The sequence below is a fragment of the Vibrio sp. 10N.222.55.B11 genome (assembly GCF_041473705.1).
Taxonomy (GTDB): domain Bacteria; phylum Pseudomonadota; class Gammaproteobacteria; order Enterobacterales; family Vibrionaceae; genus Vibrio; species Vibrio crassostreae_C.
On the sequence record NZ_JBFRST010000010.1, the window covers coordinates 86,696 to 108,475 of the forward strand.

Consider the following 21,780-nt stretch of genomic DNA (forward strand, 5'->3'; position numbering starts at 1 on the left):
GCAAAATGGCGTTTAATCGATGTTCACGCCATTTTGCGTAGCTGAGTCAAAGCAGAGTTCAACCATAGTCCCTGAATCGCCACCTTAAAGTTCGTTCAAATAGACAGTGAGCATTGACCCCTATTTAAAATAGGCTTATCATTAATCGTCTTTTAACGATTAATGAAAGTGAGACGTCAATATGAACTCAACTTGCTCGACATCTGGTGGCTGTTCTCTGCCCATCGAACACGGTGATGCTAAAGCAGAAAAGCAAATGGCCGCACTGGCGAAAGCACTCGCTCACCCAGCAAGAATACGTATATTGAGTATCCTTTCCACGTTAGAAAAATCGGGCGGCTGCTTGAACAGTGATCTGGTGAGTGAATTGGGTTTAGCTCAATCAACGGTATCAGAGCACTTAAGAATATTGAAAGCCTCAGGTTTTATTACGGCTGAGTCGATTCCGCCGAAGATGTGTTACCGCATCGACCGCGACAATATTCAACGCTTCGAATCGATATTTAACAGCATTTTAAAATAGAAGTTCACGCTTGAATGATCGGCTTTGATAGACTTTACTTTTAAGCGTGTTTTTTTGCCACAACCAATCGTTTTTCGACGATTTACGATATCAACTAAGAGAGATTATCATGAAACCAAAGTTAGGTTTTCTAGATCGCTACTTAACACTGTGGGTTTTTATTGCCATGGGCCTTGGTGTACTACTCGGCACCCTATTCCCACAGATCGAACAGTGGAACGATTCAATGTCTGTTGGCACCACTAACATTCCGCTTGCGATTGGCCTTATCTTAATGATGTACCCACCTCTGGCTAAGGTTAACTACAACCTGCTAGGCACTGTGGTAAAAGATAAGAAAGCCATTAAGCTCTCTTTGATCATGAACTGGATCGTTGGTCCAATTCTGATGTTTGTATTGGCACTAACTTTCTTGGGAGACCACCCAGGTTACATGGTTGGGGTGATTCTGATTGGTCTTGCTCGTTGTGTGGCGATGGTTCTGGTTTGGAACGACATCGGCGGCGGTAACAAAGAGTACGGCGCGGCATTGGTTGCTCTAAACAGTGCATTCCAAGTGGTGAGCTACAGCTTTATGGCGTGGTTGTTCATCAGCGTTCTTCCACCAGTATTTGGTTACGAAGGCATGTTGGTTGATATCTCGATGATCGACATTGCACACAGTGTACTTATCTACCTAGGTATCCCATTCCTAGCGGGCTTCCTAAGCCGTAAGATCCTTGTGTCGATGAAAGGCGAGCAGTGGTACAACGACGTATTTATTCCACGCATCTCTCCAATCACACTGATTGCACTACTGGCAACCATCGTTCTGATGTTCAGCCTGAAAGGTGAAATGATTGTTGAACTGCCAATGGACGTTCTATTAATTGCGGTTCCACTGACTATCTACTTCACTGCGATGTTCTTCATCAGTTTCTTCATCGGTAAAAAGATGGGCATCGAGTACGACAAGAACGCATCAATTGCATTTACAGCAACAGGTAACAACTTCGAGCTAGCGATTGCCGTGGCTATCTCAGTATTCGGTATCAACTCAGACCAAGCGTTTGCAGGCGTTATCGGTCCACTGATTGAAGTCCCTGTGCTGATTTACCTTGTGAACGTGGCGCTTAAGATGAAAGACAAGTACTACAACGGTCAGACGGTTCAACCTAGCGTATAGCATCTACGTCTACACCTAGAACTAGAACTAGAACTAACAAAAAGCAGCATCACTTTGAACAGAAAGGCTCACACGTTAAACGGTGAGCCTTTTCTTTATTCAGTTTCGTCTAATAGGCCTTTCAATGCTTGTTCAAGCCAAAGTAATGCAGGACCTTTTGAGCGTGTTTTAGACAGAACAAGATCAACCGGAGGCGACCAAGTTTTATGGTCAAATGACACATTCACCTCTACCAAGCGCTGTTTAATAAGCTCTTCTTCAACAAGGTGTTTCGGTAAGTATGCCCAACCGATATCGCTACCAAGAATCATCTCTTTAATGACGATAAAGCTGTTTGACCACCATACCTTTCCGGCAATCAGCGGAAACTGATCCATCACCTTTCCCTTATCTCCCCTCAACATTAACTGACGATGCGGGAGTAAGTCAGAGAGTTTCGCCACACCTGTTTTTGCGAGCGCATGACTTGGATGACACACAGCAATAAACGGTAAGTGACCGATAAAGCAAGGCTCAGAACCGACATCAAAAGCCAAGTTAGTAAACATTAATCCAATGTCGGCCCTCTCTTCGATAATTAACGGATTGACCTCTGTCGTGGTACACGCAACCAGTTCCACTTCAGTCGCAGGGAATTGTTGACTGAACTGACTAAGGATCTTAGATAGATTCGGGACCAATAGTGAATCATCTAATGCAATTTTGATGAGCCCCTCTTCACCACTGCCCATCGCACTAACCGTCACATTCAGATCTTCAACCTGAAGCACGATCGCTTTCACCTGTTTAAATAACTGCTCGCCCGCTTTGGTTAGTGAAGGCTTTCGAGTCGAACGATCAAAAAGCTCAACATTAAAATCTATTTCAAGATTACTGATGCCTTGGCTCACCGCCGACTGCACCTTCCCCAAATGACGAGCACTGGCAGAAAATGACCCTAATTCAACGGCATACACAAACATTTTCAGTTGTTCAATGTTGTACATTTGGTGTCTCCCAAAACTTACTATCACTATATGTGATGCTAACTATCTTTATATTATCACTTAAGTAGATATTATTTAGCCAAGTCATTAGCCCATCGGCGGCTATTTAATCGTAAAGAGAGTTAGAAAAATGTCACATAAAGAACGCATGTTGCACATGGTGCTATTTGAATTGGTTGCTTTGGTTTTGATGGCAGGGCTTGCAACCTATATTACAGGAAACGGCGCAGGTGAAATGGCAGGCTTAGCGCTCGCAATATCATTGATAGCGATGGCTTGGAACTACGTTTACAACTATGGCTACGACAAAATTTACGGAGCAGACCGAAGCAAAAGAACCACGAAAACACGTATCCTGCACGGATTAGGTTTTGAGCTTGGCTTAATGACAGTGACTCTACCTGTCTTGATGTGGGTTCTACAACTCGACTTCCTAACCGTACTGATCATGGACATCGGCCTAGTTATTTTCTTCGTACTTTACGCGATTGCGTTCAACTGGGCGTATGACTCGGTTCGATATCAATTGGTTGCGAAAGGAAAAGTGGCAGCTCTGGTTTAGAGCGGTAAGTTCGTCTCGTATAACAAGAACATACACCCAAATGAAAACTGCCAAACTACAACATAGTTGGCAGTTTATTCATTTATGCATATAAGCTCATTTGTTAACGCCCTTGTTACATAGCAAAAACATCACATAGTCCTCCCTAATTAAGTCTAATAATCCGCCACTCACGAAGTAGCATCACAAATCCAAACATAAACTCCTCGTACCAGTTGCGCATTCATTTACATATAGGTAGTTTGAGCGGCTTCGCAACCTATCAATTCGAGCAATGACGTTCATGCGAGCATCTTTTTCGAGCAAAAGTGTTCGGATTAACATTTCAAGTGACTTTAATTAACAATTTTATGCTCAAACGCTCACTTTTGATGTTCGTTTATTTTCGAGTTCGCAAATATATGCACAATACACGTGCTAGATAAGCAAAACTAAAAAGGACTCGAACATGACAACAAACAAACACCCTTCTTTATTTGGGCAATGCTTGGCTGAATTTATCGGCACAGGATTACTCATATTCTTCGGCGTTGGCTGTGTGGCAGCACTGGTACTAACTGGTGCGACATTCGGACAATGGGAAATCAGCATCATCTGGGGCTTCGGTGTTGCGATTGCAATTTACTGTACTGCCGGCGTTTCAGGCGCACACATCAACCCAGCCGTAACGATTGCACTGGCCATGTTCCATGGCTTTGATAAAGCGAAAGTGGTGCCTTACATCATTTCGCAACTGCTTGGCGCTTTCTGCTCTGCAGCATTGGTTTACAGCCTGTACAGCAACCTATTTACTGACTACGAAATCGCACATAACTTCGTTCGTAGCAGCCAAGACGCACTATCAACTGCTGGTATCTTCTCGACTTACCCACATGCTTCACTTTCTTTCTTCGGCGCTTTTGCTGTGGAATTCGTGATTACTGCAGTGTTGATGTTTGCCATTTTAGCGTTAGGTGATGAGAACAACGGCGCATCTCGCGGTGCAATGAACCCTCTACTGATCGGTATTCTTATCGCGGTTATCGGTGGTTCTTTAGGTCCACTGACGGGCTTTGCAATGAACCCTGCTCGTGACTTCGGGCCAAAACTGTTCGCTTACTTTGCAGGTTGGGATTTCGCACTAAGCGGTGCACGTGATATTCCTTACTTCATCGTTCCAATTCTTGCTCCTATCGCTGGTGCGTGTTTTGGTGGCTGGTTGTACCCACGTGTTATTGGTGCTCACCTACCAGTGGAAGGCCATGGCTGCACAATTCCAAACCAATGTGAAACAGAAGAAGAAGCTGAACAAGCTCAAGCTTAACCCCAAGCGACCTTACATTTACTAAAATATAAATAACGGAACAAAAAGGATTCTTACCATGACCGAGCAAAAATACATTGTTGCCCTAGACCAAGGCACTACAAGCTCTCGCGCTGTAATCCTCGATCACGATGCAAACATCGTAAGCTCTTCTCAACGAGAATTTACTCAAATTTATCCAAAGGCTGGCTGGGTTGAGCATGATCCAATGGAAATCTGGGCGACTCAAAGCTCTACATTGGTTGAAGCGCTGGCTAAAGCAGGCATCCGCAGCGATGAGCTAGCGGGCATTGGTATCACTAACCAACGTGAAACCACCATTGTTTGGAACAAAGAGACAGGTAAGCCGGTTTATAACGCCATCGTATGGCAATGTCGTCGTACTGCAGAAATTTGTGAAGAACTTAAAGAACGTGGCCTAGAAGACTACGTGCGTGACAATACAGGTTTAGTCCTTGACCCGTATTTCTCAGGTACAAAAGTAAAATGGATTCTAGACAACGTTGAAGGCGCTCGCGAAGACGCTGAAGCAGGTAAGCTACTGTTCGGTACGGTTGATACTTGGTTGGTTTGGAAGATGACTCAAGGCCGTGTACACGTTACGGATTACACTAACGCATCACGTACTATGTTGTTTAACATCAACGACCTATGCTGGGACAGCAAGCTACTAGACGAGATGGGTATTCCAGCATCAATGATGCCTGAAGTGAAACGCTCTTCTGAAGTTTACGGCCAAACGAACCTTGGTGGTAAAGGCGGTACTCGTATTCCAATCGCTGGTATTGCGGGTGACCAACAAGCAGCGCTTTACGGTCAAATGTGTGTTGAAGCTGGTCAAGCGAAAAACACATACGGCACGGGCTGTTTCCTACTGATGAACACAGGCCAAGAGAAAGTAACATCGAAGAACGGCCTATTAACGACATTAGCATGTGGTCCTACAGGCGAACCAGCTTATGCACTTGAAGGTGCGGTATTCATGGGTGGCGCATCTATCCAATGGTTACGTGATGAAATGAAGCTACTGGCTGGCGCAGAAGACTCTGAGTACTTCGCAACTAAAGTAGATACGTCAAACGGTGTTTACGTTGTTCCAGCCTTTACTGGTCTGGGCGCACCATACTGGGATGCTTACGCTCGCGGTACGATTGTTGGCTTAACACGTGGCGTTAACTCTAACCACATCATCCGTGCAACACTGGAAGGTATTGCTTACCAAACTCGTGACGTATTGGATGCGATGCAAGCGGACTCTGGCATCAAGCTAGCAAACCTACGTGTTGATGGTGGTGCAGTAGCGAACAACTTCCTAATGCAATTCCAATCAGACGTACTAGATACAGAAGTTCACCGTCCTGAAGTAACTGAAGTAACGGCTCTGGGTGCAGCATACCTTGCTGGTCTAGCAGTTGGTTTCTGGGACAGCATCGACGAGCTTCAAGACAAAGCCGTTCTTAACCGCACCTTCATGCCGCACCACGACGAAGAGAAACGTAACCGCCGTTACAAAGGCTGGAAGCGTGCAATCAAGTGTGCACAAGTTTGGTCTGAACTGCACGATGACGACGAAGAGTAAAATCGAGCGTTCGAATAATCACTCTCTTATCGATTGAATTGTTCGTTCCTCAGTAAACGAAACTAAAAAGAGCACTATTTTGTGCTCTTTTTTGCGTTTGGAGCCAATTTTTCATGTTTTGATCAACGTTTTTGCGGTTTGGACATAATTCCTTACTATCATTACTTCTCTCTCCTCATCAATTCGAGCACAATAGCGCGAGTTAATATTTTCGATTGTGACGCGCTAGAGCCCATAGCGTGCAGGGAGTGGTAAGTTAAGTGAAGCAGATACCAAGACACCAGCAGATTGTAGACCTGGTAAAAACACAAGGATATGTGAGCACCGAAGAGCTCGTAGAGAAGTTCGATGTTAGCCCACAAACCATCAGACGAGACCTCAATGAGCTGGCTGATAGCAACAAAATCCGTCGTTATCACGGTGGTGCAACCATTCCTCTTAGCTCAGAAAACACCTCTTACAACACGCGTAAAGCGCTTAACTTCAATGAAAAAGATGTGATTGCCGACGAGCTGGTAAAACACATTCCAGATGGTGCAACCTTGTTCGTTGATATCGGCACTACGCCAGAATCGGTGGCGCGCGCGCTGAACAAGAACCACAAACAACTCAGAGTCGTGACTAACAACATCAACGTTGCCAGTATCCTGCTACCAAACCCAGAGATAAAGGTTATCTTGGCGGGTGGCGAGGTAAGAAACCGTGATGGCGGTATCGTGGGTGAAGCAACACTCGATTTCGTGAAGCAGTTCCGCCTCGACTTCGGCATTCTAGGGATCAGCGGTATCGACTTTGACGGCTCACTGCTTGATTTTGACTACCATGAAGTTCGAGTGAAGCAAGCCATCATCGAAAACAGCCGCAGCATCTTCCTGGCAGTTGACCACAGTAAGTTTGGTCGTAACGCAATGGTTAAGCTGGGTAACATCTCTCAAGCACACATGGTGTTCACCAATAAACAGCCACCAGAAGAGATCCTGAACATCCTTAAAGATTCAGACATTCCATTAGAAGTTATCGAGACCGCTTCTCAACCACTAGCGTCGGACGCATAAAAAACGCTCAGAAATCATGTTCATTAAAAGAGCCCATTATTGATAGATCACTTTATCGATAATGGGCTTTTTTGTTACTTGGAAAGTCGCACTTGAACATGATTAATATCACTTCTATGCTCGAATGAGAGTTATTTTTAGCCTTCGCTGTCATAAGTGAAGGTTTTTTTATGCGCAAATCACATAAAACGCGCATAAACGAAAATAATAAATGACCGCAAACGAAAGTTAATATAGGATTCAATTATGTTCTAAAATGCTCGTTCGCTCAGAAAGAGGTCAAAACCATGAGTGCTCAACAAACTAATTCAAACAATAGTACATCTTCAACTCTAGACTTAATCGTTATTGGCGGCGGCATCAATGGTGCGGGTATCGCGGCAGACGCTGCTGGTCGTGGTCTAAACGTTGGTTTATACGAAGCAAATGATTTCGCCTCTGCGACGTCTTCTGCAAGTTCAAAGCTAATCCACGGTGGTTTACGTTACCTTGAACATTATGAATTTCGTTTAGTTTCAGAAGCACTTGCAGAGCGTGAAGTGTTGCTGAGAAAAGCACCTCACGTTGCACAACCAATGCGTTTCCGTTTACCGCACCGACCATTTTTACGCCCGGCTTGGATGATCCGCTGTGGCCTATTCCTTTACGATAACTTAGGTAAACGTACGACTCTTCCTGGAAGTAAAACGGTGAACTTGGCTCAATCAGGTTTGCTTAAACCAGAAATGAAAACAGGTTTCGAATACTCAGACTGCTGGGTAGATGATGCGCGTATGGTATTGCTGAACGTGTTGGCGGCGAAAGAAAACAACGCAGAAGTACGCAACTACTGCCGAGTTGAAAAAGCACACCGCGAAGGCGACATTTGGCATGTAACGATTCTTGATGTGATGACAAACCAACGTTTCGAGCGCAAAGCGAAAGCATTGGTCAACGCAGCTGGCCCTTGGGTGAAACAGTTCTTTGATGATGGTTTAGAGCAAACCTCACCACGTAATATTCGCCTAATCAAAGGATCACACATTGTGGTGCCGCGTGTTCATGACGAACCACAAGCGTACATTCTACAAAACAAAGATAACCGCATAGTGTTCATGATCCCTTACCTAGATAAGTTCTCGATCATCGGCACAACCGACCTTGAATACAAAGGCGATCCTCGCGAAGTGGCTATCGACGATGTAGAAGTTGATTACTTAATTGATATCGTTAACCAGCATTTTGTTAAGCAACTAGAGCGTGAAGACGTGGTTTGGACATACAGTGGCGTAAGACCGCTTTGTGACGACGAATCGGATTCACCACAAGCGATCACTCGTGACTACACATTGGAATTGGACGCAGAGCTAGATCAAGCACCATTGCTTTCGATCTTCGGTGGCAAGTTAACTACTTATCGTAAACTCGGCGAAGCGGCACTGAACAAGCTAGAACCTTACCTGAAACACATGGGCGCACCTTGGACAGCTAACGACACGCTACCGGGTGGCAACTTTAGCTGTAGCCGCGAACAGCTTGCAGCAATGATGCACACGAAATACCCTTGGGCATCTGAAGCACTGTTACTACGTTATGTGACTCAATTTGGTACTTACACTTGGAAGCTGCTGGAAGGTGCAACGAGCGAAGCTGATCTTGGTACCCAATTCTCAAGCGAAGCGCATGGCGTTTATCAAGTTGAAATCGATTACTTGATTAATGAAGAGATGGCGATGACTGACGAAGACATCTTGTGGCGCAGAACCAAACTTGGCTTATACATGAGCGAATCCGAGCAGCAAGCGGTGACGGATTACCTGAAAGAGAAACTACAAAGCAAGGTAGTGAGCTTTTCTCAAGTAGGCTAACCCCACCAGCCTAAGCATGGTTCAAGAACATACTTAACAACGAAGCTTAGCGTCCCCCGCGCTAAGCTTTTTTATTGCCTGCTATTCCGACCTAAGAACTCGATTGATCGTCTCCTTCGCACGGACTGAGGCTTTGTTCACTCCCCCATTTTCAACAAAAACTAAATAGTGTTTTATTAATCCGGTTGATTATCAACTTCATAAAAGGTTGCTATTCTTTACCTCAATGAAACGACACATTTAAAAACGCTCACCATGTCAGCGCTTTAATAACGTTTGTCTCTATGTTTTCTCCCAATACGGCGGATTACCATAATATTCAGAGAAGTAGTCAATGAAGGATCTCACCTTTGGTGCAAGTAACCTTGTGCTTGGGTACACAGCCCAAATTGCAGGCTCTGATGTTAATGGGTAATCTTCTAATATTTGAACCAGCTGACCGCTTTTCAGTTGTTCATAGGCACACCAATTCGATGTCACCGTGATCCCCATACCACCTGAGGCTGCGTCACGCAGTGCTTCCCCGTTATCTGCCCTGAACGACCCAGATGCCTTAATCGTCTTAGGCCCGCTTTCAGTATTGAAGGTCCAGTTTTCTAAACCAATTAAGCTAATACATTGATGATCGTTAAGATCTCGAGGTGTGGCTGGCTTACCATATTTGATTAAGTAATCAGGCGATGCACACACAATACGCTTGTCTGTCGCAAGTTTTCGGGCAATCAGAGTCGAGTCTTTCAGCTCCGAGATACGAATCGCGATATCAAAGCCACCCTCAACAACATCCACCATCGAATCTGATAGCCTGAGATCGACTTTTAACCCAGAGTAGCGCTCTAAGAATCCAGGTAAGGCAGGAACAAGATGCAAACGTCCAAAAGACGCAGATGCGGTAACTCGCAACGTTCCGGTTGGAGAATCACAACCCACACCGACCGCCGATTTGGCAGCATCCACGCTCGATAACACTTCTTCAGCATGAGGTAAGAATGCTTCCCCCTCTTCGGTTAAAGAGACCTTACGAGTGGTTCGGTGGACCAAGCGAACGCCTAAATTGTCTTCCAGTTTACTGATGTGCGAGCTTGCAACAGCAGGAGACAAACCAAGCTCTTGCCCAGCCATGCTGATGTTATGTGTGGAAGCTAAACGAACAAACAATTTGAGGTGTTCAATATTCATGAGATTACCAATAAAATCTTAAAAATCGTGTACCAGTAACCCTCATTATGCGTCATTCACATAACAATACAACGTATTAACTCAGTTGAATTGTGAAGATGTTATTGTGCCAAAACGAAAAAAACTCCCGAAGGAGTTTTTTTGTCTAAGTCTGCAATTCGCCATTTAGCTAATCAGCAAAATTACTAGCTCACTAGCCAGTTAAACGTGCATGCAGTGCATCTTTCAGTACAGAACGATCATGTTTCAGTTGGTGCATCGAGCCGTCATCAATGGGTGAATCTTTCAGCTCAAGCTTACGAATCTCTTTATCAAGGTTGTCGTACGTCTTCATGTCTGCTGCAAAGCCATCGTCAGTTTTAACAAGCTCAGCAATTTTATCTTTCATTTCAGGAAATTCGTGAACAAGAGAATGATTTTCACCTAGCATAGAAACCTCTTAAGTTGAGTAAAGTGATTGGTATTACGCATTCATTATTAACCTTAGCAAGGGAGTCAAATAACAAATGAGATCCAGTACACAGCATAGAATATAGACAATTCAGATTCACAAATTTACAACATCCACCAAGAAAATGGCTTTGCTGATTTTGAATTGTCTCAGCAACGGAAGTAGGTTTATGGCGATTATCCCGCCTCGAAAACAATACTTCTTTCGATTTTTACTTAGCCTGCAAGTATCGTTTTTAACTAAACGCTACCAAGCAAACGTCTGAATAACACTGTCTTTAGCCATTGGGTTTGATGCTATCGCATGGTTCACCTTAGCCAAAAATTGCTCTCTTGAATCAAGCAGGAAACCTTTCTGAGTCACGATGTTATTACCATGGTCGCCCCAATAGAAAGTGTCGATGTTTAGATTCTCAAGCAGATACTTTTCTTCTTCTAAGATCTGAAGTTGCGTCGGCATAACGAACTTGCCATCTTTTACTTCTTGTTCCATCACGGTTCCTGGCTGAATCGCTAACGCCATTGGCGCTATCTGCTCAGGCTTCATGATATTCAGTAATCTTGTGGTCTCGACAATATGTTCACGTGATCGATCACGACCGCCAAGGCCGAAGATAAACGAAAGTAAGGTTTCAATGCCGGCTTCTTTGGCTAATTCCATGCCTTCGATCGCTTGTTCTGGTGTCATGCGCTTTTTGATGTTGTCGAGTACAACCGCATCGCCTGACTCCAACCCCGCATAAGCCATAGTGAGACCGGCACTTTTAAGCTCTTTAAGCTCACTCAAGCTCTTTCTACGAAAATCATTCAAACCGCTATAGAGTGATATTTTTCTACTTTCAGGAAAGGTGTGACGAAGCTTATCCAAGACCTTAAGCAGATAATCCGTACGAGCTGCCATCACGTTGCCATCAATAAGAAAAATCGATTCAACGTAAGGGTAGATCAGGCGCGCTTCTTCAATATCTTTAAACACGTCTTCAATGTCGCGAACCTTAAATCGCTTATCGCTGAACATATTACAGAACGTGCACGTGTTGATACTGCAACCTAAAGTGGTTTGAATCAGAATGCTCTTCGCCTCTGTCCATGGACGATATACTTTTCCCTCGTAATTCATATTGGTTTCTCCGGTCTATAAGCACGAGAGCGTGCTTTAATAAAACAGAGTTTATCAACACCAGTATTCATTGATAATTCGCGATATAGTCGAATCAGTTTTTAGGTTTTGTATAAAATAAAAGCCTTGTGACAACACAAGGCTTTGTAGGGGTAACTCTCTACCGGAGCAGCTGAAAATGTGTTTCCACAAAAGAAGATTAGCTGCTGCACCCTTGGGTATGAACTCGATTCATGTCGTCACCGACTTGTGCTTCTTGAGACCCCGTCGATTGGCATCCTGCCACGAATAACAGCGTTACAGATAAGATAAGCCATTTCATAATAAATCCTCTTTCGGTCATGACTAAAGCATAGTGCTTAAAAGCGCGGATACCTCAGTCATTAACTAAAACCTTACCTACCGATAAGGCCTTGGTTAATGAACAAAGCATCGCTTCTTTAACTAACGACCTGCTTTTGTACAAAAAACTTTCACTTCAACGAATGAAAATCGTACAAGAGCGAAAATAGGACAGCTATGGAACTAAGAATAAGAACTAGAAGTTAATCACTCGTCGCCAAACGTACAGCCGCTTCTGCATGAATGGCTGTGGTATCAAACAAGGGAACATCAGTGTGTTGCTGCTGAATCAGGAGGGCGATTTCAGTACAGCCCAGAATAACGGCTTCTGCACCTTGTTGGCCTAGCTTCTCAATGATTTGACGGTATACATCTCGAGATTCTTCTTTTACTTGGCCTCGACACAGCTCTTGATAAATGATGTTGTGGACTTTCTCTCGGTCACTCTCATCAGGAATCACCACATCGATACCGAATTTGTTAGTCAGGCGGCCTTTATAGAAATCTTGTTCCATCGTGAAAGCCGTGCCGAGTAATCCGACTTTCTTCACTCCTTGTTCCAGCAGTTTCTGCGCTGTGGTATCAGCGATGTGCAAGATAGGAATCGTGATCTTCTCTTCGATCTCAGGAACGACCTTATGCATGGTATTGGTACAGATCAGGATGAAGTCCGCTCCGGCTTTCTCTACCGATAAAGCCGCGTCCGATAAGATATCCGCCGTCTCAGCCCAGCGACCTTGATGTTGAAGCTTTTCTATCTCATCGAAGTTCACGCTGTACATACAAACCTTTGCAGAATTGAGCCCGCCGAGTGTGGCTTTAACGCCCTCGTTGATGGATTTGTAGTAGCTCACTGTCGACTCCCAACTCATACCGCCGAGCAAACCGATCGTTTTCATTTTGCTATTCCTTTAATTTCCGACTAACTCGATTAAACCGTCATGCATTGAAAATTTATAGTACGTTCTTGCTTAAAGCGAACCCATAACACCTTATTCCTTTCAAACCATTCATTCCAAAAACCTCCGCTCACAAAAAAGGCTCGAATTTAAAATCCGAGCCTTTGAAGTTTTGACCAAGGGTATACTTGGCGTTAGTACACCTCACACCAATCTGATTTCATGTCGATCAGTGTCCAATCCTCTCTGGAATTCGCCTCATCTAGCGCTTTATCAAGCTTGCCAACGTGAGACTCACGATCGTACTGCCACTCGCGCTCAGCATCAGTGTGATGAACAATCATCGCCATTGAGTTGGGTTGGCTCGTAGCCCATTGCATCATCGCTTGGTCACCGTCTGAGTTGCCGACCGCTAGAATAGGTTTCTTGCCGATAATATGCTGAATGTTAGTGACCTTTCCGGCTTTGTCATCAATGGTCAAAATGGACGAGTCTTTAGTAACGGTTGGCTTACCATCGTTGTAGCTGTAGTTGTATTTAAGCGCGCTACCGATGATTTGCTCTGTAGGAATATTATAAGCTTGTGGAGCCCACGCTCTCATGAAATCAACGCCTCCGCCCGACACGATGTAAGTCTTGAAGTCATGCTCTTGAAGGTAAGTCAGCATCTCTTTCATTGGCTGGTAAGTAAGGTCTGTGTAGGCTTTGTTGAAACGTTTATCTTTTGCTACCGTCAACCATTGCTCAACGTCTTGCTGGTATTGCTCAACAGTCATACCAGAATGTGTCGCCATGATGATTTTCAATAACCCTTCTTCACCGCTGCCCAGAACGCTCTCAATATTATCTTCGAGTACAAACTTAAACGGTGCTTCGGTTTTCCATTCAGGGTGATCAGGCGCCATCTCTTTTACACGATCTAGTGCAAAGGCTAATTGGAAGTAATAAGGCTTTTCCGACCAAAGCGTACCGTCGTTATCGAACACGGCAATGCGATCTTCAATTGCCACGAACGTATCAGACTCAGCTTTAGTGGCTTGCCCAACAAAGTCGACGATAGCGGATTTGCTCTCGCTGTCCTTCCAAGAAGGCAGCAAGTTGGGATCACAATCTTTAGCAAAAGATGAGAAAGAGAGACTGGATAAGATCGCGACAGATAAGAGGGTTATTTTCATCATAGCAACTACCATGTTGTTGAATTAATTGTAGGGTTTAATTCAATTCATCCTAGTTGGTCTACTCTGATTTGCCACTTATGAACACTATAACCAATGCTCATGTTGGTATTAGATTAGTACCACAGCTAAGCTGGCTGAGGGTGCTCTGCGATGTATTTATCGAGAACTTAAAAGGAGACAAACAAAAAAGCAGAACTTCAATTCCTCAAAGTTCTGCTTTATCAATCCATGACTGCTTACACTCTGCGCTTTTTGAAAGCGTGCCAGCCAGCGCTGAGAATTGTTTTTACCACCACGCTTAATGCGCTAAGTTTAGGGTCAGCATTCTTGCCAGAGGCAATGCGCCACATTTGATGTTCATACCAAACCAGCCCGACCATCGCCACTTTGTCTAATGCGGGTTTTCCTGTGGTTGGCACCGTTAATGGCATGCCGTGGCTAGGGTTTTCAATTAACTTGTTAGGGAAATCAGGATCAACCGCCATTGTGCGTGCAATACCAATAAAATCGGTCGCCGAGGTGTTTAATGCTTCATTCATTGCTTGCGCGGTTCGAAAACCACCCGTGACCACCAGCGGAGTGCTGACGAGTTTTCTCGCCTTCACCATGTAATCCATAAAATACGCTTCACGTTTTACTGTGCTGGACTTGATTGATTCAGCTTTGCTCTTTGAACCCATCATTGATGGACTTTCATAGGTGCCGCCAGAGATCTCAATCAGGTCGATACCGTTATCACTCAGTGTTTGCACAACCTGCATCGACTCTTCTTCAGTGAAGCCACCTTTCATGAAGTCGGCGCTGTTGAGCTTAATTCCGACAGGGAAATCTTCACCAACCTCTTTTCGAATCGCGCGATAAACCTCAAGCACGAAACGAAGTCTGTTTTCGAGTGACCCACCCCATTTGTCTTGGCGTTGATTGTGTCTAGAAGACAAAAACTGACTGACAAGATAACCATGAGCACCGTGAATCTGTACACCAGTAAAACCCGCTTGTTTTGCAAGCTTTGCACTCAGCGCGAATTTATCAATGATTGCGATTATTTCCTTCTCAGTCAGAGCTCGTGGTGTATTAAAGCCTTTTTCTAATCCACGCTCTAAAGAGATAGCCGAAGGAGCAACCGGGCTATCACATAAGAATTTAGGAATTTGCTTACCTGGGTGATTCAGCTGCATCCATATCTGCGAACCATTCTGTGTTCCGGCACTCGCCCACTCACGAAATACGCTTAAATCACTGTGCTCATCCAACACCACGTTTTTAGGTTCACCAAGCGCACCTCTATCGACCATCACGTTACCCGTCATGGATAGACCAATTCCTCCTTGAGCCCAACGCTGGTAAAGCGTGACTAAACCTTGCTTAGGGTTATGATGTTTATCACCTAGCTGTTCACTCATTGCCGATTTGAACAGGCGATTTTTGATCACTTGGCCATTAGGAAGAAAAAAAGGGTCGTTGAGGCAGATTGGATTCATGCGCGTGGTTACTTTCTTGGGTTTATATATTGAGTCCAGTATGCCCTATTTTATCCGACAGTTCTGAGCATTTGGTGCCTATTTCGAAGCAAGTTTCACTCAATAATAAAATGCCAGCGGCATAGCAGCTGGCATTAATCGATTATAAATAGAATCTCAAAAACTGGGCTGACGCTGCTGAAATATGTCAACCAGAAAGGCTCTAATGCCCTTTACGCTCATGGTAATTATCGTTATTGTGATTCTCTACGCCATCATCACAAGGACTGTCTGAGAGTTATGAACAGCACGATTGAAACTATTCTGGGGCACCGCTCCATTCGTCAATATACAAATCAACCGATTGAAAAAGCACAACTTGATGTGATTATTCAGGCTGGTCTCGCGGCTTCGTCATCGAGCTTACTGCAGGCTGTTTCTATCGTGAGAGTGACAAACAAAGAGAAGCGTAAACTGCTAGCCGAATACGCAGGCAATCAAGCTTACGTGGAGAACGCGGCTGAGTTTTTGGTGTTCTGTATCGACTATCAACGCCACGCTCAAATCAACCCTGAAGTGAAAACCGACTTTACTGAACTGACCCTGATTGGCGCTGTCGATTCTGGCATCATGGCGCAAAACTGCATGTTGGCTGCTGAGTCTCTAGGTTTAGGTGGCGTGTACATTGGCGGGCTGCGTAACAGCGCACAACAAGTCGATGAACTGTTAGAACTACCACAACATACCGCCGTGTTGTTTGGGATGTGCTTAGGTCATCCGGCACAGCAACCAGAGGTCAAGCCTCGCCTTCCAGCTCACGTGGTGATGCACGAAAACCAATACCAACCGCTGAGCCTAGATGACATTGCCAGCTACGATGATTCGATGCAAAGCTACTACGCAAGCCGTTCAAGCAACCAAAAACAGAGCAGTTGGTCACAGCAGATCACGCAAAAGCTGTCTGGCGAATCTCGCCCGCATATCCTGCCTTACTTGAACAGCAAGCAGCTGACCAAGCGTTAAGCCGTTAAGCCGTTAAGAGCTTGCAACAAACCACAGCAAACAGCAGTACAAACAAAAATGTCAGCGTAATATACGCTGACATTTTTATTTATCCGGAGGCGGCTAGCTTACAGATATTTCTCAATCGGTAACAACTGTAGGAAGCCTGACTGCATTCGTTCCCATTGACCAGTGTCAGGTTCGCTGTCCCAACGTTGATCGCCTGAATACCAATACACATCACCGTCTTCCAATTCCAAGCGCCAGCTATTATCTTCACTCATTGCTTGCTCAATAGTGTCTGCTAACGTTTCAGCAATCTCTTTATTTTCGATGATCAAAACCGATTCAGTATTGAGGTAGGTAGAGCGCAAGTTGAAGTTAAATGAGCCGATGCTCGCGATGCTGCGGTCGAATACGACTGATTTAGCGTGCAAGCCATAGGCTGTCTCAGGCGCACATTTAGACACGTCTTGAGTCGATGCTTCACACAACTTAGATTCTGGTTTTAGCTCAAACAGATCGATGCCATGCTCCAACATATCGTAACGTCTGCCCGCATAAGCAGAATGATTAGTCACCAGATCATTAGAGGCCATAGAGTTAGTTAGCGCTTTTATCTCAACGCCCTTATTGTTCAACACTTGCCACTCTTCAAGCTGACCATCATCGAATACAAGGTAAGCCGATTCCAATAAGATCTCTTGTTTCGATTCACTCGCTAACTTACCTAGAAGAATCGCGGTCGCTTTCGGTTCATCGGTATTGTCTGAATCATCAGGAACAGGCTGATCGTAAACAAAACGCGCATTCACCCATGCCATCTCACCAATCACCTCTTTCAGCAAACTATCAGCAGCCTTACGATCTAGTGGCAATTCCGGGTAATTTTGATAGTGCGGAACGACAATATTATCTATCTTCGAGAGATCAGGTTGTTCGTCATCATCCAGCATATCGACAGGGTAAGACCAACGGCTGTTCCAGTATTCAACAAAACTGGTTTGGATGGTGTTAACTACCGAGCCCATGACTAATACATCGCGGTCTCGGAAATTGATTTCATCAGAAAGGTCAAAGTATTCATCACCGATATTACGGCCACCCACCACAGACAAAGTACCATCGACGGTAAACGACTTATTGTGCATACGGCGATTTAAACGAGAAAAGTCGCCGACAAAGCTCAGCCATTTACTGAAACCGCGGCGTGTTGGTGTTGGATTGAAGATACGAATCTCGACGTTCGGGTGTGCATCCAGTGCCGACAGCAACCCTTCACGTTCGTTGAGGTTGATATCATCCAGCATTACGCGAACCTTCACACCGCGCTCGGCCGCTGCTAATAAACGGCTAGCGAGATAGCTGCCCGATTCGTCAGAGTTCCAGATGTAATATTGAATGTCGATGGTGTGCTCGGCACTTTCGACCAGCGCTAATCGCTGTGCCAAGGCATCCCAACCAGACTCTTGCAGACGAACCGCAGTGGTGCCTTGCTCTAAAGCTTCAGGCTGAAATTCATTGGTTAGAACCGATAAAGAGCTAGGTGCAGGAGAGGTTGGCGGTTCTGTCGGGTGATCGATGCCTTCAGGAAGTGAAGAACACCCACCTAAAACGGCAATTAAGATTAACGTTAAACTGATGCGTTGGAGCACAGGCATGTATCTGACTTCCTTTTCACGATGACGTCTTTAGAAACTTTCCGTACAGCTTTTCAATGAACAAGCTATTCCGATCTATTCATTGATTATTACTGCTAAATCCTGAAATTTATAGGTAATTATCCAGTATAAATTTATAGGTAATTATCCAGTATAAATTTAAAGGTCAGTAAATTGCCTACAGATCACTTAAGTTGAGTGAGCGCCAAACAGTATAAACTCAGCGGCTTTTCGACCATTTCGATGGTGAGTCTGTTCGGTCTGGGTGATGCTTCACCATTGTTTGGAGATCTAGTTTCACCGCTTGATTTCACACTAACAGGCGTGTCGACTTACTTATATGAGATCGTGCAAACGCATTACTTACGTAAGCGCTAAAGCTGTTGTTCATCTAAGGGACATGTAAGGATCAACACCGAAAACATTGTTCACACTACATAACGTTTATCGTCCCTACACAAGCCTTCCCTACAAGCTCAAACGGGGCTGAATAAAGTCGATAAACGCCGAGATACGTTTAGAGACCGATGACGACTTGTAGTAAACCGCATTCACTCGCTCTCGGTCTGTGTTGGCAAGTTTGTCTTGTTCCAGAATAGGGATTAGGCGACCTGCTGCCATATCTTCCTGCACCATAAACCCCGATAAACAAGCAATCCCATTTCCAGCTAAGACTAGTTGACGCACGGTTTCACCATTACTGGCTGTCACAGTAGGCGCGACATCACTTTGGTTTGGTAAAGGCCAATGGTTAAGCACTTTGTTACCCGCAAACCCCACAATTTGATGCGAACTCAAATCTTCAGGTTTGGTGGGCAGCCCACGCTTAGCGAGATAATCAGGTGACGCCACAATATGGAGTAAACTTTTTCCTAACGGGCGAGCGTGCAGTGTTGAATCGGACAACTTACCGATTCGAATCGCAACATCAGTTCTCTTTTCGAGAAGATCAACGAAGCCTTCGTTGGAAGTGAGTTCCAACTCAATGTCTGGGTAAGCCTCTTTGAATGACTGCACCAACGGCACTAGCTGATGGAATACGAATGGACTGGCGGCATCGACTCTTAAACGACCTTTTGGCAACTCTCCGCGCGACACGATTTCTTCTTCCGCGCTCTGAATCATCTGTAATCCCACCCTGACTGAATCGACAAACTGCCGTCCTTCCTCCGTCAATTCCACGCGTCTCGTTGTTCGGTTGAATATTGAGACGCCGAGTTGCGACTCAACCTTACTCACCGAACGAGATACCTTGGCGACCTGCACATCCAGCGCCTCTGCCGCCGCAGAAAAACCACCAGCATCGACAACGGTGAGTACCATTTCTAAATCATCTGAACGGGTTAACATAAGGCTCCTTCGCTATCTTCATTTTGTTTAATGTCATCTCGCTTGTGCTCATCACAGCTCAAATCATCTGTGTCTTTTCGATCTCATCAGCTTAATCCAATGATCGGCTAACTCTTTAATTATTGCAAATTTCACAAAGGTTATTTGTGAATAGCGGCATTTTTCACAAATATATTTTGCTAGATAATCCTCGCCATCAAACGAAGCGCTCCTATTGCAGTCACAAGCTGCCCCATTTTATCGCGCTCGGTATTTAACAAAGAACAGTAAGAGAGATGATTATGCCATTAGCATTACTTGCATTGACGCTCAGCGCCTTTGCCATCGGAACCACAGAATTTGTCATCGTAGGCTTGATTCCTACCATGGCGAGCGACTTGAATGTATCTCTGCCATCGGCAGGCCTATTAGTCAGTTTATACGCGCTTGGCGTTGCTATTGGCGCACCAGTATTAACGGCATTAACCGGAAAGTGGAATCGTAAAGCGGTATTGCTAACCGTGATGGCATTGTTTGTCATTGGTAACTTATTGGCGTGGCAAGCTCCAGGCTATAACACGCTGATCACCGCACGAATTTTGACTGGCCTTGCCCATGGTGTGTTCTTCTCGATCGGATCGACCATCGCGACAGGTTTGGTTTCAAAAGATAAAGCAGCCAGTGCCATTGCGATCATGTTTACAGGTTTAACGGTTGCATTGGTAACCGGCGTACCACTGGGCACTTATATCGGCCAAACCTTTGGATGGCAAGCGACCTTCTTGATCGTGGCTCTGCTTGGTCTTATTGCTCTTATCGGTAGCGCTATCTTGGTTCCAAGCAACCTTAAGCAACCACCAGCGGCGAAGATTTCGGCACAACTAAAGGTTCTAACTCAACCACGCTTACTGTTGGTTTACGCTATCACAGCACTAGGTTATGGCGGCACATTCACAGCGTTTACGTTCCTTGCTCCAATACTGGAAAATGTATCAGGATTTGATTCGAGCTCAATCAGCTTAATCATGTTGGTTTACGGTGTGTCAGTGGCGGTCGGTAACATCTGGGGCGGAAAAATGGCCGACAAGATGGGCCCAATTAAAGCACTGACCGTTATCTTCTCTGGTTTAGCCGCAGTACTGGTGGTATTCAACTTTACCGCAGTAAACCCTTACGCAGCTGTTGCTACCATTTTGGTTTGGGGTGCATTCGCATTCGGTAACGTTCCGGGGCTACAAGTGTATGTTGTGAAACTGGCTGAGAAATACACACCAGACGCAGTCGATGTCGCTTCTGGGTTGAACATTGCCGCCTTCAACGTCGGTATTGCATTGGGCTCATGGGGCGGTGGTTTGATTGTCGCGAAATCTGGATTAATGAACACCCCTTGGGTAGGTGCTGTGATCGTTCTGATCGCTCTTGTTCTGACTCGATTCAGTGGTGCGTTAGATAAGAAGCAAGCACAACAAGCTGTTCCATCTAGCATCTAGCATCTAGCATCTAGCAAGAATAGAAAAAATAAAGCCCGAACCTAGGTTCGGGCTTTATCAATTCAATCTGATTATTACTCGTTATCGATCGCTTTCAGCACTTTACATGGATTACCGACTGCAACCACATTGGCTGGGATGTCTTTGGTTACGACACTGCCCGCGCCAATCACGCTGTTTTCGCCAATGGTGACACCGGGGCAGATAATTACACCACCACCAAGCCAAACATTGTTGCCAACATTAATCGGTGTGCCAAACTCAACGCCTTCTTCTACACGGCCTTTCACATCGAGTGGGTGACCTGCAGTCAGGATTTGAACGTTCGGACCAAGCAGCACATTATCGCCAATAGTCACTTCAGCCACATCCAAAATCACGCAGTTAAAGTTAGCGTAGAAGTTCTTGCCTAGCTTGATGTTCGAGCCGTAGTCACAACGAAATGGAGGTTCTAAATGTGCATTTTCACAGTCCGGAATGAGCTCTTGCGTTGCTGCTTCCCATTCAGATGTGCCAGGAATACTGTTATTGAGTTTTTGAAGCACCTTGCGACATTCGATACGAGCTGCATAAAGCTCTTTATCCCAAGCCTGATAAGGTTCACCTGCTAGCATTTTTTGTTTTTCTGTTTTCACGTTACTTACCTGTTC

Annotated in this window: 20 protein-coding genes; 9 read left to right on the forward strand and 11 right to left on the reverse strand. The window is 45.0% G+C overall.

Annotation, left to right across the window (positions count from 1 at the left end):
* Positions 1 to 181 precede the first annotated feature (181 nt).
* Complete coding sequence (locus AB4503_RS05720; RefSeq protein ID WP_017064015.1) at positions 182 to 523, forward strand: helix-turn-helix transcriptional regulator; 342 nt, start codon at positions 182 to 184, stop codon at positions 521 to 523.
* Between the two features lie 109 nt (positions 524 to 632).
* Positions 633 to 1,688, forward strand: coding sequence for an ACR3 family arsenite efflux transporter (arsB, locus tag AB4503_RS05725; RefSeq protein WP_372113934.1), 1,056 nt, complete (start codon positions 633 to 635; stop codon positions 1,686 to 1,688).
* A 95-nt stretch (positions 1,689 to 1,783) separates the two neighbouring features.
* On the opposite strand, the gene AB4503_RS05730 is transcribed toward arsB, so the two are convergent.
* Positions 1,784 to 2,674, reverse strand: a complete 891-nt coding sequence (locus tag AB4503_RS05730) for a LysR family transcriptional regulator (protein ID WP_017066099.1) — start codon at positions 2,672 to 2,674, stop codon at positions 1,784 to 1,786.
* 130 nt (positions 2,675 to 2,804) lie between these two features.
* On the opposite strand from AB4503_RS05730, the gene AB4503_RS05735 reads away from it, so the two are divergent.
* From AB4503_RS05735 to glpD, 5 genes are all read left to right on the forward strand, one after another.
* Positions 2,805 to 3,236, forward strand: coding sequence for a PACE efflux transporter (locus AB4503_RS05735; protein WP_017066100.1), 432 nt, complete (start codon positions 2,805 to 2,807; stop codon positions 3,234 to 3,236).
* 448 nt (positions 3,237 to 3,684) lie between these two features.
* A complete protein-coding gene (locus AB4503_RS05740; RefSeq protein WP_372113936.1) occupies positions 3,685 to 4,539 on the forward strand; it encodes an MIP/aquaporin family protein in 855 nt (284 codons plus the stop codon).
* 58 nt (positions 4,540 to 4,597) lie between these two features.
* Positions 4,598 to 6,118 carry a glycerol kinase GlpK gene (glpK, locus tag AB4503_RS05745; protein WP_372113938.1) on the forward strand — a complete coding sequence of 507 codons (1,521 nt, stop codon included), beginning with the start codon at positions 4,598 to 4,600 and terminating at the stop codon, positions 6,116 to 6,118.
* A gap of 260 nt (positions 6,119 to 6,378) precedes the next feature.
* On the forward strand, positions 6,379 to 7,173 hold the full coding sequence (locus tag AB4503_RS05750) for a DeoR/GlpR family transcriptional regulator (RefSeq protein ID WP_017060941.1): 795 nt from the start codon (positions 6,379 to 6,381) through the stop codon (positions 7,171 to 7,173).
* A gap of 287 nt (positions 7,174 to 7,460) precedes the next feature.
* A complete protein-coding gene (glpD, locus tag AB4503_RS05755; RefSeq protein WP_372113940.1) occupies positions 7,461 to 9,020 on the forward strand; it encodes a glycerol-3-phosphate dehydrogenase in 1,560 nt (519 codons plus the stop codon).
* Between the two features lie 282 nt (positions 9,021 to 9,302).
* Here the strand turns inward: glpD and AB4503_RS05760 are convergent, their stop codons facing one another.
* From AB4503_RS05760 to AB4503_RS05790, 7 genes are all read right to left on the reverse strand, one after another.
* Positions 9,303 to 10,199, reverse strand: a complete 897-nt coding sequence (locus AB4503_RS05760) for a LysR family transcriptional regulator (protein WP_372113942.1) — start codon at positions 10,197 to 10,199, stop codon at positions 9,303 to 9,305.
* A gap of 193 nt (positions 10,200 to 10,392) precedes the next feature.
* The gene (locus AB4503_RS05765; RefSeq protein ID WP_017067743.1) at positions 10,393 to 10,629 is read right to left on the reverse strand and encodes a YdcH family protein; all 237 of its coding nucleotides are present in this window, start codon (positions 10,627 to 10,629) and stop codon (positions 10,393 to 10,395) included.
* Between the two features lie 267 nt (positions 10,630 to 10,896).
* Positions 10,897 to 11,769 carry a radical SAM protein gene (locus tag AB4503_RS05770; protein WP_372113944.1) on the reverse strand — a complete coding sequence of 291 codons (873 nt, stop codon included), beginning with the start codon at positions 11,767 to 11,769 and terminating at the stop codon, positions 10,897 to 10,899.
* A 199-nt stretch (positions 11,770 to 11,968) separates the two neighbouring features.
* Positions 11,969 to 12,091 (reverse strand): hypothetical protein, encoded by a 123-nt coding sequence (locus AB4503_RS05775; RefSeq protein WP_258182976.1) that lies wholly within the window; start codon positions 12,089 to 12,091, stop codon positions 11,969 to 11,971.
* Positions 12,092 to 12,314: 223 nt separating this feature from the next.
* Positions 12,315 to 13,010: an aspartate/glutamate racemase family protein gene (locus AB4503_RS05780; protein WP_065583757.1), complete on the reverse strand. Its 696-nt coding sequence runs from the start codon at positions 13,008 to 13,010 to the stop codon at positions 12,315 to 12,317.
* A gap of 194 nt (positions 13,011 to 13,204) precedes the next feature.
* Positions 13,205 to 14,188, reverse strand: coding sequence for an HAD family hydrolase (locus tag AB4503_RS05785; RefSeq protein WP_372113945.1), 984 nt, complete (start codon positions 14,186 to 14,188; stop codon positions 13,205 to 13,207).
* Between the two features lie 236 nt (positions 14,189 to 14,424).
* Positions 14,425 to 15,669 (reverse strand): NADH:flavin oxidoreductase/NADH oxidase family protein, encoded by a 1,245-nt coding sequence (locus tag AB4503_RS05790; protein WP_372113947.1) that lies wholly within the window; start codon positions 15,667 to 15,669, stop codon positions 14,425 to 14,427.
* Positions 15,670 to 15,948: 279 nt separating this feature from the next.
* Here AB4503_RS05790 and nfsA point away from each other — a divergent pair, with 279 nt between their 5' ends.
* Positions 15,949 to 16,671 (forward strand): oxygen-insensitive NADPH nitroreductase, encoded by a 723-nt coding sequence (gene nfsA, locus AB4503_RS05795; protein WP_017066969.1) that lies wholly within the window; start codon positions 15,949 to 15,951, stop codon positions 16,669 to 16,671.
* Between the two features lie 107 nt (positions 16,672 to 16,778).
* Here the strand turns inward: nfsA and AB4503_RS05800 are convergent, their stop codons facing one another.
* Positions 16,779 to 18,311 carry a phospholipase D family protein gene (locus AB4503_RS05800; RefSeq protein WP_372113949.1) on the reverse strand — a complete coding sequence of 511 codons (1,533 nt, stop codon included), beginning with the start codon at positions 18,309 to 18,311 and terminating at the stop codon, positions 16,779 to 16,781.
* A gap of 468 nt (positions 18,312 to 18,779) precedes the next feature.
* Positions 18,780 to 19,661, reverse strand: a complete 882-nt coding sequence (locus tag AB4503_RS05805) for a LysR family transcriptional regulator (protein ID WP_017064026.1) — start codon at positions 19,659 to 19,661, stop codon at positions 18,780 to 18,782.
* Between the two features lie 281 nt (positions 19,662 to 19,942).
* On the opposite strand from AB4503_RS05805, the gene AB4503_RS05810 reads away from it, so the two are divergent.
* Positions 19,943 to 21,130, forward strand: a complete 1,188-nt coding sequence (locus AB4503_RS05810; protein ID WP_372113950.1) for an MFS transporter — start codon at positions 19,943 to 19,945, stop codon at positions 21,128 to 21,130.
* A gap of 74 nt (positions 21,131 to 21,204) precedes the next feature.
* On the opposite strand, the gene AB4503_RS05815 is transcribed toward AB4503_RS05810, so the two are convergent.
* A complete protein-coding gene (locus AB4503_RS05815) occupies positions 21,205 to 21,765 on the reverse strand; it encodes a sugar O-acetyltransferase (RefSeq protein WP_017064028.1) in 561 nt (186 codons plus the stop codon).
* Positions 21,766 to 21,780: the final 15 nt, after the last annotated feature.

Bases quoted from the DNA above. Each gene is read 5' to 3' on its own strand.
- AB4503_RS05720 (WP_017064015.1), top strand. From the start codon at position 182: ATGAACTCAACTTGCTCGACATCTGGTGGCTGTTCTCTGCCCATCGAA.
- arsB (WP_372113934.1), top strand. From the start codon at position 633: ATGAAACCAAAGTTAGGTTTTCTAGATCGCTACTTAACACTGTGGGTT.
- AB4503_RS05730 (WP_017066099.1), bottom strand. From the start codon at position 2,674: ATGTACAACATTGAACAACTGAAAATGTTTGTGTATGCCGTTGAATTA.
- AB4503_RS05735 (WP_017066100.1), top strand. From the start codon at position 2,805: ATGTCACATAAAGAACGCATGTTGCACATGGTGCTATTTGAATTGGTT.
- AB4503_RS05740 (WP_372113936.1), top strand. From the start codon at position 3,685: ATGACAACAAACAAACACCCTTCTTTATTTGGGCAATGCTTGGCTGAA.
- glpK (WP_372113938.1), top strand. From the start codon at position 4,598: ATGACCGAGCAAAAATACATTGTTGCCCTAGACCAAGGCACTACAAGC.
- glpD (WP_372113940.1), top strand. From the start codon at position 7,461: ATGAGTGCTCAACAAACTAATTCAAACAATAGTACATCTTCAACTCTA.
- AB4503_RS05760 (WP_372113942.1), bottom strand. From the start codon at position 10,199: ATGAATATTGAACACCTCAAATTGTTTGTTCGTTTAGCTTCCACACAT.
- AB4503_RS05765 (WP_017067743.1), bottom strand. From the start codon at position 10,629: ATGCTAGGTGAAAATCATTCTCTTGTTCACGAATTTCCTGAAATGAAA.
- AB4503_RS05770 (WP_372113944.1), bottom strand. From the start codon at position 11,769: ATGAATTACGAGGGAAAAGTATATCGTCCATGGACAGAGGCGAAGAGC.
- AB4503_RS05775 (WP_258182976.1), bottom strand. From the start codon at position 12,091: ATGAAATGGCTTATCTTATCTGTAACGCTGTTATTCGTGGCAGGATGC.
- AB4503_RS05780 (WP_065583757.1), bottom strand. From the start codon at position 13,010: ATGAAAACGATCGGTTTGCTCGGCGGTATGAGTTGGGAGTCGACAGTG.
- AB4503_RS05785 (WP_372113945.1), bottom strand. From the start codon at position 14,188: ATGATGAAAATAACCCTCTTATCTGTCGCGATCTTATCCAGTCTCTCT.
- AB4503_RS05790 (WP_372113947.1), bottom strand. From the start codon at position 15,669: ATGAATCCAATCTGCCTCAACGACCCTTTTTTTCTTCCTAATGGCCAA.
- nfsA (WP_017066969.1), top strand. From the start codon at position 15,949: ATGAACAGCACGATTGAAACTATTCTGGGGCACCGCTCCATTCGTCAA.
- AB4503_RS05800 (WP_372113949.1), bottom strand. From the start codon at position 18,311: ATGCCTGTGCTCCAACGCATCAGTTTAACGTTAATCTTAATTGCCGTT.
- AB4503_RS05805 (WP_017064026.1), bottom strand. From the start codon at position 19,661: ATGTTAACCCGTTCAGATGATTTAGAAATGGTACTCACCGTTGTCGAT.
- AB4503_RS05810 (WP_372113950.1), top strand. From the start codon at position 19,943: ATGCCATTAGCATTACTTGCATTGACGCTCAGCGCCTTTGCCATCGGA.